Consider the following 12,872-nt stretch of genomic DNA (forward strand, 5'->3'; position numbering starts at 1 on the left):
GATCTCGGACTCGAAACGTCCGGCGCGGCTTTTCATACCGTCAAAATTCCAGCTTGCTCTCGATCCAAGCGGGCAGATCATCGATCTTGACGCGCTCCTGGTCCATGGTGTCCCGGTCGCGGATGGTAACCGATTGGTCTTCCAGCGAATCGAAGTCAAAGGTGATGCAGTAGGGGGTGCCGATTTCGTCCTGGCGGCGGTACCGCTTGCCGATGGAACCGGCGTCGTCGTAATCCACCATGAATTTCTTGGCGAGCGTTGCGTAAACCTCCCGGGCCGGCTCGGAGAGCTTCTTCGAAAGGGGCAGGACAGCCGCCTTAAAGGGAGCCAGCGCCGGATGCAGCCGCATGACCACGCGGACGTCGTTCTTCGCCTCGTCCACCACTTCCTCGTCGTAGGCGTCGCACAAGAACGCAAGGGCCATCCGGTCGGCGCCCAGAGAGGGCTCGATGACATAGGGAATGTAGCGTTCGTTGGCTTCCTGGTCGAAGTATTCCATGCTTTTGCCGGAATGGTTCTGGTGCTGGGTCAGGTCGAAGTCGGTGCGGTCGGCAATGCCCCACAGCTCGCCCCAGCCGAAGGGGAAGAGGAACTCAATGTCGGTGGTGGCGTTGGAATAGTGGGACAGCTCCTTCTGTTCATGGTCGCGCAGCTTGATGTTCTCTTCCTTTAGCCCCAGAGACAGCAGGAAGTTTTTGCAGTAGTCCTTCCAGTAGGCGAACCATTCCAAGTCGGTGCCGGGCTTGCAGAAGAACTCCAGCTCCATCTGCTCAAACTCCCGGATGCGGAAGATGAAGTTGCCCGGGGTGATCTCGTTGCGGAAGGACTTGCCCACCTGGCCCACGCCGAAGGGGATCTTCTTGCGGGTGGTGCGCTGGACGTTCTGGAAGTTAACAAAAATGCCCTGGGCGGTTTCCGGACGCAGGTAAATTTCGCTCTTCGCGTCCTCGGTGACGCCCTGGAAGGTCTTGAACATCAGGTTGAACTTGCGGATTTCCGTAAAATTGCAGCCGCCGCATTCCGGGCAGCAGATGTGATGCTCCTTAATATAATCCTGCATCTCCTGGTCGGACCAGCCCGCCGGAAGAACGCCGGAATCCTCAATGAGCTTGTCGGCCCTGTGGCGGGTCTTGCAGTCCCGGCAGTCCATCAGCGGGTCGGAGAAGCCGCCCACATGGCCGGAAGCCACCCATACCTGCGGGTTCATCAGGATGGCGGAATCGAGCCCCACGTTATAGGGGGATTCCTGCACAAATTTACGCCACCAGGCCCTCTTTACGTTGTTCTTAAACTCCACACCCAAAGGGCCGTAGTCCCAGGAGTTGCTCAGTCCCCCGTAGATTTCCGAGCCCGGGTAGACGAAGCCTCTGCCCTTGCAGAGCGCTACGATTTTTTCCATGGTCTTTTCGCTGTTTGAAAGCATGATGCGTCCCCTCCGCTTGATTTTCAGTCATATGAAAACATAGTACAGCCTGCAATCGAAAAAGTCAAGAAAAACGCGGTCTTCGGGCCGGCGGACGGGAGGGAAAAACCAACGTATAATCCGCCTGCGGCCGGGAAAAATAGGCAGGACGAAACGCGGGCGTGATAAACAAACGCGCCGGTAAACGAATACGCTGCGAAACGAAAGGATGAATCCGCAATGGGGAAATTCCTCCTGAAACTCAGACGCCGCACCATTGTGCGCGTGGTTACCTTCACCCTGGCAATCATAACCGCCCTCTCCATCTACACCGCCATCGGCTATTCCCGCGCCGACCAGTATCAGCGCAGTGTGGAATACACGTACCAGCGAGCGCTGGACGACCTGACCCAGTATATTGACAACATCAACGTCTCCCTGAGCAAGGGTATGTATGCGGGCACCGCCAACCAGTTTGGCAGCATCGCCAGCGTCCTCGCAAACGACGCGGCTTCCGCAAAGAGCTGCCTAAGTCAGCTTCCTGTTTCCGACCTGCACCTGGACAACACCACCAAGTTCATCTCCCAGGTGGGGGACTTCACCAAGTCCCTGGCCAAAAAGCTGCAAAACGGCGGGGAGATCAGCCAGCAGGAACGGGAGAGCATGCAGAAGCTAGCCGACTACGCCCGTCAGCTCAATGACGCTCTCCAGGCCCTCATGGAGCAAATCTACGCCGGTACCATCCAGCTCGGCGGCGTGCAGTCCACCATGCAGCTGATGAATGAACAGCCCGATCCCTCTATAGACGACGGTTTTCTTGAAATTGAGGACAGCTTCGCCGAATATCCCTCTCTCATCTACGACGGGCCTTTCTCCGACCATATCCTTCAGCAGCGCGCCAAATACCTGGAAGGCCGCAGCGAGGCCTCCAAGGAGGAGTGCCGTGCAAAAGCCGCCCAATTTTTGTCGGTGGATGCAGGGAGCGTAGCCGATGCGGGAGAAGAAGCGGGCGTCATCCCGTCTTATAACTTCACCAGCGGCGACGTGTATATCAATGTAACCAAGCCCGGCGGTCTCGTGTCCTATTACCTGGACTCCCGCTATGTGGGCGAGCAGAAGCTTTCCATGGAGGAAGCGGTGGAAAAGGCGACTCAATTTTTGCAAAACCACGGCATGCCCGATATGAAGGAAACCTATTATTTCACCTCCGACGGCATCTGTACCATCAATTTTGCCTATACCCAGTCGGGCGTGACCTGCTATACCGATCTGATTAAGGTAGGCGTCGCCCTGGACGACGGCTCCATCGTCCTCTTCGATGCCCGCGGCTTTGTTATGAACCACACTGACCGGGCCCTGGAAACACCGGCGGTTTCCGAAGACCAGGCCAGAGAAAAACTTAGCGAGCTTCTTACGGTCAACCAGGTGTCCCAGGCCCTGATTCCGCTGTCCGGCGGAACGGAGGCCCAGTGCTACGAATTCCGCTGTACCGGCCAGAATGAGGAGGAAATTTTAGTCTATGTCAACGTGAAGACCGGCGCGGAAGAACGGATTCTCATTTTGCTCAAATCGGACGGCGGCGTGCTCGCATTATAAAAAACGGTCATAAAATACCGGTTTCGGTGCACACTAATACCGGTCAAGACAGCTTGGCCCCAAACGCTGTGTATTCTTGCAGAAAATTCCCGGCTTTCCGGGAACGGAATAAGGAGTGAAACCAACATGAAAAAACCTACCAAAGGCATCGTGCTTTTCGCCGTTCTCGCGGCGATGACCGCAGCGGTTTTCACCGGCTGCTCGGACGGTGCGGACTCGAACAGCTCTTCGAAGGCTTCTTCCGCAGGTTCCGCCGCGTCCAACACCACCTCGCAGAACGTTTCGTCCGAGGTCTCCGACGTGCCTTCCATCCCGCCGGTGGAATCCATGCTTCCCAGTATGCCAGACCTCAGCTCGACCCTTTCCAGCAAGTAATCACCACAGATGTTCCAACAAAGGTGGAAGAATCAACATTCTTCCACCTTTGTTCTGGTTTCAGAAAAACTTCTGCGGCATATACAAGCGATACCAAGGCTTGAGCGGGCTGGCGGGGAAAAGAGGGCAAGAGTAAATTCTTTTCACTTATTCGCGGTATCCTGCCGAATGCCTTCGTGTAAGACGAGTTTTGGGTGAAAACAGCGCGTCAATTGCATCCAATGGAGCAAACTGGGCGGAACATGGGAATTTCTATGGTTGAATCTGAAAATGGTCGGTGGTATAATAGCCGGAGTGGTTTCGCGCCGGGTCTTCTTTGAGTAAAGAAAAGGTGTTGAGAGAACAATGCGGATTGCGCAACAAAAAAAGCGTGGCATGCCTCATGTAAGGCTGATTATGCTGAGCTTTGCCGCCATCGTCGTGGTGGGGACTTTTCTGCTGATGCTTCCCATCTCGTCGAATTCCGGCAGCTTTACCCCGCCGGAGGACGCGCTGTTTACCGCCACCTCCGCCACCTGTGTGACTGGCCTTGTGTTGTTCGATACCTTTGCTCATTGGAACGGCTTTGGTCAGGCGGTCATCCTGCTGCTCATTCAGCTGGGCGGGCTGGGCCTGATCTCTTTTACCACCTTTTTTACCCTGACCATCCGCCGCAAGCTGGGAATCCGGGATTTGCAGCTTGCCAACGAGTACATTTCCAACGGCAGCCTCAAAGACGTCCCCAGGCTTTTGCGTCTGGTAGTGGCAGTATCCTTCACGGTAGAATGCCTGGGGGCGCTGCTTCTGAGCTTCCGTTTTGTTCCCGCTTATGGAGACGCGGGGATCTGGATCTCAATTTTTCTCGCCGTTTCCGCTTACTGCAACGCCGGGTTTGATATCCTGGGGCGGGAGGGCCCTTTCTCCAGTCTCACCAATTATAATGACGACCCGCTGGTCCTACTGACCATTTCCGCGCTCATTATCATTGGAGGACTGGGTTTTATTGTTTTTAACGACATCCTGTCCTACCGCAGAGGGCACAGCCTGCTGCTGCATACGCGGGTGGTGCTGATTTTCAGCACGGTGCTGATTGTAATCGGCGCGCTTCTCTTCTTCCTCATAGAATATAACAATGCCGGCACCATCAAGGACCTGCCTATGGACCAGAAGATCCTCGCGTCTTTCTTCCAATCGGTTTCCGCTCGTACGGCGGGCTTTAATTCCGTGGACGTGGGCGCGATGTACGATCCGTCCAAAATGCTTATGTGCGCGTTGATGTTCATCGGTGCGGCCTCCGGTTCCACCGGGGGCGGCATCAAGATCACCACCTTTATTGTACTGGTGATGACGGTGCTCAGCGTGGTGCGCGGCCGGGAGGACACCATCGTCCTGGGGCGCAAGGTGAGCAAACGGGTGGTGTACCGGGCTCTGTCCATTGCGGCCATTTCAGGTCTCATCGTGTTTGTGGCGTTTTTCGTCATCATGTATTGCCAGCAGGAGCAGGGCATCGCCAGCATTGACGCACTCTTTGAAGCGGTTTCCGCATTTGGAACGGTGGGTCTCTCCACCGGGGTCACGCCGGAAATGACGCTGGGCTCCAAGCTCATCTTAATTGTCACCATGTTCGCCGGCCGCGTGGGCCCGGTTTCGTTGGCGCTCGCTTTGACGGTACGGGATCAAAAGCACGAAAGCGAAGTGCTGCCGGAGGGCCGGATTCTGGTCGGATGATCTTCCATTTTGATTGAATAAAAGGAGAACTGCACATGAAAAAAGGAAAACGACTTCTGGCCTTTCTGCTGACGGCGGCGGTCTGTCTGTCGGTAAGCGCATGCACCCCGGCGTCAGAGCCCAGCGAGGCCCCTTCCGGCGGCGCATCCGGCCAGTCGACTTCCTCCAAGGAGGAGCCGAAGAACGTCAATACCAAGATTAATCCGCTGACCGGGCTCGACGATCTGCCTGCCAACTGCATCGGCAAACGTCCGGTGGGAATTATGATCAACAACATTCGTTCCGCCGTGCCCCAGAATAACATCGCCGGCGCAGACCTGTGCTATGAAATGCTGGTAGAGGGCGGGATCACCCGAATTCTGGCCATCTATTCAGATATCCAGTCCCTTCCCAAGACCGGTTCCATCCGCAGCGCCCGGCCCAGTTACGTGGAGCTGGCAAAGGGCCATGACCTGATTTACTGTCACGTGGGCGGCAGCGACGAGGCGGCCGCTATGATCAAATCCATGGGTGTGGACGATGTGGACGGAAACTACGATACCAAAACCATTTGGAGAGACAAGGGGCGCATCGCGGAGTTCGGCTCGGTGCACAGCTGTGTCACCGACGGCGAGCATCTGATGGAGAAGATCACAACGGAAGGCATCCGCACCGACATCCGGGCCGGCGCCAACGCCTTTACCTTCCTGGAAAACGGCAAGACCCGCGTTCCCTCCGGGGAAGCGTGCACCTCAGTGACGGTTCCCTTCTCGGCCAGTTATACCTCTGTGTTTGATTACGACGAGAAGAACCAGGTCTATAAAAAGTCCCAGTTCGGCGAGCCCCAGGTGGATTATGGGACCAACAAGCAGGTGGCGGTCACCAACGTTCTGGTGCTCAAAACCAAGGTGGAGAACTCCCATGATGCTGCGGGACATATGAACATTGAACTGGAAGGCGGGGAAGGCCTGTACATTTCTATGGGCGGCTGTGAGGAAATCAAGTGGAGCAAGGGAGATGCAAACAATCCCTTAACCTTGATGAACAAGGACGGAACGCCGCTGGAGCTTAACTGCGGCAAGTCCTGGATCTGCTTTGTGGGTCTCGCCACGCAGATCGATGTGGAAGCGGAATAACAAAAGAGACAAAAGGGCCGGATGCAGTTTCGCATCCGGCCTTCCTGTTTTGCTAGGCGCAAGCACTATGGCCTGCAAAGAGCACGGCTGTGCTGCAAGCATTTTTCTCCTGAAGGTCTGCGATGCTTGATCCGTTTGTGTTTTGTTGCGGGATATGGGGAAAGGCTCTGTTTGCGGCTGCCGTTCTCCAACCAAACCGGGCGTTGCACAAAAGATTACAGTTCCTTTCGGGTAAAAATACTGGGAACATTTGATGACGTGTTTTGTGTTTCGACCGTAACGATGCCGCATACGAAAACTTAGATTGGGAGGCGTTCCCAATCCTTGATTTTCTTTTGCACATTGCGGCTGTAGAAAACGGGAAACGAGCGGAATGGAAAGGATGATACCGGCGATGAAGGAGCCACAGCATTTGGCTGGATAACAAAATTGATAAAAAAGAAAGAGAGCACCGTTTATGAACGGATTTTTTGTAGGCGCCGTTGTATTGGATTCTGCCGATAAGAATGCGTTGGCCGATTTTTATGCAAAGCTTCTTGATGGGAAGATGATCGAAAGCAATGAACATTATATACAGCTTGAATTGCCTAGCCGTCTTCGTCTGACCTTTCAAAATGCAGAGGGGTATGTACCGCCCACCTGGCCGGAAGAAGCCGGAAAACAGCAACAGATGGCACATTTGGACATTGTGGTGGGCAATCTCGACGAGGCGGTAGCCATTGCAGAAAAACTTGGGGCCAAAAAGCGAGTGCCCAGTTTGTACCTGGGATGATTACAATGAAAGATCCTGCCGGCCATCCTTTTTGTCTGATTCCACTGCCGAAAGAATAATGGATTCGGTTGGCCTGCATGGATAAGACCAATGAAGCAAAATAGAGAACGGCGAGGATTTTCATCCTTGTCGTTCTCTATTTTTTAGCCGAGCGGCCTTTTCGGGTGCATCATTCTTTATTCTTCGGGAACTTTTTCTTCTGCTTGGGCCGCTGGTTGAAAAAGACCACGGTCACCGCCACGGCGGCGGAAATCAGCAGAATCGCAATGGAAATGCCCAAGGCCGAACGGCTGGAATTGGCCGGCGGCCTGGATGAAGCGCTGTCCTGGGAGGGTTCCTCCGGCAGGGAAGGCGTGCTGCTTTCCGGGAGAGGCTCGGAAGGCGGGAGGGAGGACTCCGGCAAAGAAGAAGCCTCCTGCTGCGACTGGGGAACATATCCCTCCTCCCGTGTGGCCATGATGATGTAATTCTGGGTGGTTTTCCCGTGCCGTGCTACCGATACGGTGACGGCGGTTTCCTGACCGGCCACCAAGTTGTTCCCGGTAATGGTAACCTTGGCGTCCTCTTCGAAGGGAACGGCGTTAATGGTGAGGGACTCCACATGATGGGGGACGGTGCAGTAGTAAATGCGCATGGTGTCCTCCGTGCTGTAAACAGGGCTGATCTGCGCTTCCTCCACCGATAGAGACTTCAGGGCATTGACACCGGTATTTACCACCGGGGCCTTGGAGGAAGAAGCTTCCCCGGCGGGCACGGTGACTCTAAGGGTGTAAAACAAGGTATCCATCCCAGGGTGAGAGACCCCAATGGATACGGTAGAGCTGGTGCCCGGGGTCAGTTGGTTGCGATATACCTTGACGGTGGCCTCGCTGTCCATGGGAACGGCGGTGATTTTCAGTTCTGTAGCGCCTGCCGGGGCGATGATCTCATAGTCTTCCCCTGAGTTTGTAGGGCGAAAGGGAACCCCCACGAAGGTGGCGCCCTCAATCTCCAAAGACTTGAGTTTGTTGGAATGCCCGGAAAGAGTGACAGGCGTTACCTGTGCAGGTAACGCCTTTTGCGCAGTGGGAGTCATCGTGGGCGGAGCTCCGCTGGGCACCGCCCGGGTTGCAGGCCGGGTGGCCTTGATGGTGTAATAAAGGGTATCTCCCCTTACCGGCGTGACCGCGATCACCACATTGGTGGTTTTGCCGGGCTCCAAGGAATTAAACAGGATTTTTACCTTGGCGTTCGGGTCAACCGGCACGGCCGTAATGTCCAGTGCCGACATGGAAGCGGGAACAATACAGGCGTAGGTTTCGCCGGGGTTATTCTCCCGGAAGGGAAAGTCAAACTCCACTCCCCGCACGCTCAGCTCCTTGAGCTTATTGGAGGTGGCGGAGGAATCCGCAGGCGTGGAAGAGGTACCACCCGTCCCCCCTCCAGGACTGGCGGGACGCGTAGCCAGGATGGAATAATACAGCGTTGGTAGCCCGGCCCGCTGCACCTTGATGGAAACGGTGGTGGTCTGCCCGATGACCAAGACGTTGTTGAGAATGGTCACCGTCGCTTCCGGGTCGGCCGCAACCGCTTTGATGTCCAGGGCATTCATATCGTAGGGAACAGTGCAGGTATAGGTTTCTCCGCGGTTTTGCACCCGGAAGGGGTAATCGAGGGTAACGCCTGCAATCGCAAGCTCCGCGAGCCGGTTGGAGGCCGTGGCCTCCGGTTGGGCGCTGGGTGTCTGCACGGGCGGCGCGGGCCGTGTGACCTTGATTTCATAATGCCGGGAGGGAAGCCCTTCCCGGGAAACCGTAACGCGCACCGTGGTGGTGGCTCCGGGCTTGAGATCATTGTTTTCAATGGTGACGGTGGCCTTGTCGTCCGCCGGCGCCGCCTGAATGGTCAGCGCGTCCGTTTCGGCCGGAACGATGCACGAATAGGTTTCGAAGGGATTATACATGCTGTATGCCGTACTTAAGGAAGCCTCCGCCACCGACAGTTCCTTTAACCGGGTGGAAGCCACATCCGAAGGGAGAGAAAGCCCGGCGGCCGTGGTCTCTTCCGCTTCCCGCGTCACCAACAGGATGTAGAACCGGGTGCGAAGCTGGGGATGGGAGACGCCGATGAAGACCGGCACCGTTTTGCCGGGAGGCAGTTCCCTCCCAATTACCGAGATGGACGCTTCCTCGTCTATACAGGCGGCGTCGATATCAATTTGTGAAACGGAACTGGGCACCGTGCAGGTGAGCAGGATGCTGTCTTCCTGTACCGGCACAGCCTGCCGGTAGGAGGAATCGGAAGCGCCCAGCACCGTCAGGGAAGAAAGCTTGGTGGAATAAGTTTTAACTGGGTCCGGCTCCTGTGTAGGCTGGCTGCCCGAAGAACCGGAGGGCGGATTGGTGTTCAAACTGGGCGACTGGGAAGAAACGCCCGGATCGCTGGGAGAGGGCGCGTGCGAATCGGAGGGAGAAGATGACGAACCGGAGTTCGAAGAGTTGCCGCCTTGGGAAGAGCCGGAGGGCTTGGAAGACGCTTCGGTGGAAGAACCGCCGCTCCCCTGGGAAGAACTGCCCGGAGCGGAAGAGGAGCCCGGCTGGGAGGAAGAGCTGGGAACGGAGGATGGCTGAGAGGGGTTTTGCTCGGAAGAAGAGGGGCTCTGAGAAGAGCTGGGAACGGAGGGTTCCGGCTCGGAGGAGGAAGGCTCGGAGGGGGTGGGCGGCGCTGCCTCACGGGTGGCGTGGATGACGTAGTTGCGTGTGCCCACTCCGGCTAAGGATACCGCCACCTTCACATCGGTGGTTTTTCCGGCCAGCAGGGTATTGTTGTACACCATAATGACCGCGTCCGGATGTTCGGCCTTGGCCACCACGGAAAGAGTCGTCGTTTCATAGGGAACGGTGCAGGAATATTCCAGGTTCTCGCTCTCGGGATCGAAGGGGGGATCCAACTCGGCGCCGTCCACCGCCAGAGCCGTCAGCTTGTTGGAAGGCGGGGCCACCGGATCGGGAGCCTTATTCTCCCGGGTGGCGGCAATGGTGTATTTGCGGGGATCCACTCCGTCTCGGGAAACCTCTACGATTACATCGGTAGTTTCCCCGGGAACAAGGGCGTTGTTGTAAATCCGGACCGTGGCTTCGCTGTCCTGCGCCACCGCGGTAATGGTAAGTGAGGCGGTTTCATAAGGCACGGTGCAGGAATAGGTGTCGCTTTCGCCGTCGGGGTCGAAGGGGCGGTCCAGAGCCACGTCCTTGACCGACAAGGATTTGAGCTTGTTGGACAAAATCGGCTTCTCTTCCTCCGGAGGATCGTACTGGACGAGCACGCCTTTACTTTCCAGGACTGCAATGGCGTCCTTAGAGGAATTCTCCGACGTAAAGTCCAAGGGATTGGCCGTCACATCTAGGTCCATGAGGCTTTCCAGGGACAGCAGGGGAGAAAGGTCGGCAATGGCATTGTTTTTGAGCTGAAGGGATTTGAGCCCTGCAAGGCTGGAAATGCCGGACACAGAGGAGAGGGACAGGGAGTTGGCGTACAGCACGCCCAGCTTCCCAAAGCCGGTTATCGGGCTTAAGTCAGTTGCGGGGTTATCGGAAACGTCCAGCATGGTCAGCTTGGAAAGGCCGGCAAGGGGAGAAAGATCAGCCACCTGGTTTTGCGAAACGTCCAGCACCAGCAGAGAGGAGGCCACCTTTTCCAAGCCGCTTACGCTGGTCAGGGAGGTGCCTTTTAGGTAAAGCTGCTGAAGCTGGTGGGCGTCGGTCAGAAAGCTTAAATCGGTCAGCGTGTTGCCCGACAGGTCCAGTGCCTCCAGGCCGGTCATACCGGTCAGAGCGGTGGTGTCCTGCAGCTGGCAGTTAGCCGCGGTCAGGCGGCGCAGGTTGACCGCGCTTTCCAACCCCGCAAAGCTCACAATGCTCTGACCGCTTACATCCAGCACCTCCAAGCGCCTAAGCTCCGTCAGGGTCAGTGAATCGGAGGGGGAAAGGCCCAGCTCCCGGCGTACCGCCGCGGCAAGGGTCGGGTCGGCGATGTTGACCGAACCGGAGTCGGCGGCGAAGACCAGGCCGGAGATTCCGGTCAGCAGTACCAGGACACACAAGAGCAGAGAGAGGGAACGTTTCATAAGATACCTCCGATAACGGCAAATGACCGTAAAATTCAGACATTTCTGGAGCGGATATGAAATGAATAATTTCTAGAATGGTTACAAATTCGACACATTTTTTATTATAACGAAATTCGCCCTGTTGTAAAGCAATTTGCGCAATTAAATTGTAAGAGTATCTCACGCGGATGTGCAAAAAATCAGGATTTCGTCTGAAAAGGACGCAGAATGACGAAGAAATACCAGGACGGCAATTCGCAAAAAACACAGAAAAAAGCACGAATTCCATTTGACTGGAAGTGCGGCATACAGTACAATTGTCTAAGAATGCAAAGGCTAGGAGAAGACGGATGAAACAAACGCTTGTGAAACGGGAAAGAAAAATACTGGCCTTGGGAGGCGGTGTGCTTTTGCTTGTGGCCGCCGTGCTCCTAGCGGTATTTGCGCGGCCGGATACCAAAGAAAGGCCCTTTCTGTACGATCCTGCCGCGGCCGCTCATCCCCAAACCGGACTTTCCATCCAGACGGAGATTTCCTACGGCCGGCCGGACGCGGTGGCAGTCTCCTATCCGGTCACCGGGAATGCAGCCGTTGACCAGGAGCTTGCCGCACTGGTAAAGGAGGAGAAAAAAAGGTACGAGGCGGCCGGGGAGGGGCAGGATCCTTCTTACAGGGAGCTAAACCTGTCCTATGAGCTGACCCGGTTCAATCCGTCCTTGGTAAGCGTTTGTTTCTCGGCGGTTTCCGATGGGCCGGAGGATCACCGCCTTCTGACCCGCACCTATGATTTGAATACCGGTGCTTCCCTGGAGCTTCGAGACTTTTTCCTTCCTGAGTCCGACTATTTGCAGCGTCTGTCCGACTATGCCATCGAGCGCCTGCGGCAGGAAAACCCCTCCAAAACTTCCTGGTCCCAGGAGCAATGGCAGCAGCTGGCCGGGCCGGAGAAGATCGACTGTTTTGTTCTGGACGGAGAGATGCTGTGCCTGTATTTTCCGCAGGAGGACGGCGAGACGCTGCAGGCAAGGATTCCTTTGCGTCTGCTGCATAGCGTCTCGCTCTTTGCTTTTCCCGATACAAGTGATTTTCAGAAAGAAGGCCCGCCCAATCCTCCGCTTGCCCCTGAGCGGGATACCGTGCCGGTTTCGCCGGACGAGAAGAAAGTGGCCCTCCTGTTCTGCGACGGGCCTTTTGCAGACACTACCGGCGAGATCCTCGACCAGTTGAAAAACCATGGGGCCCGGGCCACCTTCTGTCCCCTAGGAAACCGGGTACCCTATCAGCCTCAGCTGGTCAGGCGCATGGCGCTGGAAGGGCATGCCGTATGCAATCACACCAATTCCCATAAGAAGCTGGAAACCCTGTCGCCGGGGGACGTGTCCACCCAGCTCAAAAAAGCGAATGCCGCTCTCTCGAACGTCACCGGGGTTTCTCCCACGTTGATCTGTCCACCCTATGAAGCGGTGGGCGCCAAGGTCAAGACCCTCGACGGGATGCAGGTAGTCCTGCCCGATTTGCAGCCCGCTGACTGGCGGGCGGAGGACGGGCGGTCTCTGGCGGACGAGATTCTGGCTTCGGTGTACGACGGATGTATCATTCAGCTGCACGACCAGTTCCCTGCCACCGCCGAAGCGGTCAGGCTTCTCCTGGAGGAACTGCCCGGACAGGGATATACCTTCGTAACGGTGGAAGATTTGATGGAATAGCGGTGGATGCACCCGATTGGAATACGTTTGTACACACGCTTTTTCTCACGAATAAATAAGGGAAGGCGGGGGGGGGGGGGGGGGGGGGGGGGGGGGGGGGGGGGGGGGGGGG

General features: G+C 56.3%; 8 protein-coding genes. 6 read left to right on the plus strand and 2 right to left on the minus strand.

The genetic code is table 11. The annotated features are described in order from the left end of the window. Nucleotides 1-40 precede the first annotated feature (40 nt). Nucleotides 41-1,423 (minus strand): glycine--tRNA ligase, encoded by a 1,383-nt coding sequence (locus WMO26_RS12640; RefSeq protein WP_349220918.1) that lies wholly within the window; start codon nucleotides 1,421-1,423, stop codon nucleotides 41-43. 219 nt (nucleotides 1,424-1,642) lie between these two features. On the opposite strand from WMO26_RS12640, the gene ypeB reads away from it, so the two are divergent. The 5 genes from ypeB (at nucleotide 1,643) to WMO26_RS12665 (ending at nucleotide 6,967) form a co-directional block, all read left to right on the plus strand. Further along, nucleotides 1,643-2,998: a germination protein YpeB gene (ypeB, locus tag WMO26_RS12645; RefSeq protein WP_349220920.1), complete on the plus strand. Its 1,356-nt coding sequence runs from the start codon at nucleotides 1,643-1,645 to the stop codon at nucleotides 2,996-2,998. 126 nt (nucleotides 2,999-3,124) lie between these two features. Continuing rightward, complete coding sequence (locus WMO26_RS12650; protein ID WP_349220922.1) at nucleotides 3,125-3,373, plus strand: hypothetical protein; 249 nt, start codon at nucleotides 3,125-3,127, stop codon at nucleotides 3,371-3,373. Between the two features lie 345 nt (nucleotides 3,374-3,718). Then, nucleotides 3,719-5,080 carry a TrkH family potassium uptake protein gene (locus tag WMO26_RS12655; protein ID WP_349220923.1) on the plus strand — a complete coding sequence of 454 codons (1,362 nt, stop codon included), beginning with the start codon at nucleotides 3,719-3,721 and terminating at the stop codon, nucleotides 5,078-5,080. Nucleotides 5,081-5,115: 35 nt separating this feature from the next. Further along, a complete protein-coding gene (locus WMO26_RS12660; RefSeq protein WP_349220925.1) occupies nucleotides 5,116-6,195 on the plus strand; it encodes a DUF3048 domain-containing protein in 1,080 nt (359 codons plus the stop codon). A 457-nt stretch (nucleotides 6,196-6,652) separates the two neighbouring features. Then, nucleotides 6,653-6,967, plus strand: coding sequence for a VOC family protein (locus WMO26_RS12665; RefSeq protein WP_349220927.1), 315 nt, complete (start codon nucleotides 6,653-6,655; stop codon nucleotides 6,965-6,967). Between the two features lie 169 nt (nucleotides 6,968-7,136). On the opposite strand, the gene WMO26_RS12670 is transcribed toward WMO26_RS12665, so the two are convergent. Then, nucleotides 7,137-11,072: a cadherin-like beta sandwich domain-containing protein gene (locus tag WMO26_RS12670; protein WP_349220929.1), complete on the minus strand. Its 3,936-nt coding sequence runs from the start codon at nucleotides 11,070-11,072 to the stop codon at nucleotides 7,137-7,139. Nucleotides 11,073-11,404: 332 nt separating this feature from the next. On the opposite strand from WMO26_RS12670, the gene WMO26_RS12675 reads away from it, so the two are divergent. Then, nucleotides 11,405-12,760: a polysaccharide deacetylase family protein gene (locus WMO26_RS12675; RefSeq protein ID WP_349220931.1), complete on the plus strand. Its 1,356-nt coding sequence runs from the start codon at nucleotides 11,405-11,407 to the stop codon at nucleotides 12,758-12,760. Nucleotides 12,761-12,872 lie beyond the last annotated feature (112 nt).

The organism is Solibaculum intestinale, from assembly GCF_040096205.1.
Classification (GTDB): Bacteria; Bacillota; Clostridia; order Oscillospirales; family Acutalibacteraceae; genus Solibaculum_A; species Solibaculum_A intestinale.

Bases quoted from the DNA above. Each gene is read 5' to 3' on its own strand.
- WMO26_RS12665 (WP_349220927.1), top strand. From the start codon at position 6,653: ATGAACGGATTTTTTGTAGGCGCCGTTGTATTGGATTCTGCCGATAAG.
- WMO26_RS12675 (WP_349220931.1), top strand. From the start codon at position 11,405: ATGAAACAAACGCTTGTGAAACGGGAAAGAAAAATACTGGCCTTGGGA.
- WMO26_RS12655 (WP_349220923.1), top strand. From the start codon at position 3,719: ATGCGGATTGCGCAACAAAAAAAGCGTGGCATGCCTCATGTAAGGCTG.
- WMO26_RS12650 (WP_349220922.1), top strand. From the start codon at position 3,125: ATGAAAAAACCTACCAAAGGCATCGTGCTTTTCGCCGTTCTCGCGGCG.
- ypeB (WP_349220920.1), top strand. From the start codon at position 1,643: ATGGGGAAATTCCTCCTGAAACTCAGACGCCGCACCATTGTGCGCGTG.
- WMO26_RS12670 (WP_349220929.1), bottom strand. From the start codon at position 11,072: ATGAAACGTTCCCTCTCTCTGCTCTTGTGTGTCCTGGTACTGCTGACC.
- WMO26_RS12640 (WP_349220918.1), bottom strand. From the start codon at position 1,423: ATGCTTTCAAACAGCGAAAAGACCATGGAAAAAATCGTAGCGCTCTGC.
- WMO26_RS12660 (WP_349220925.1), top strand. From the start codon at position 5,116: ATGAAAAAAGGAAAACGACTTCTGGCCTTTCTGCTGACGGCGGCGGTC.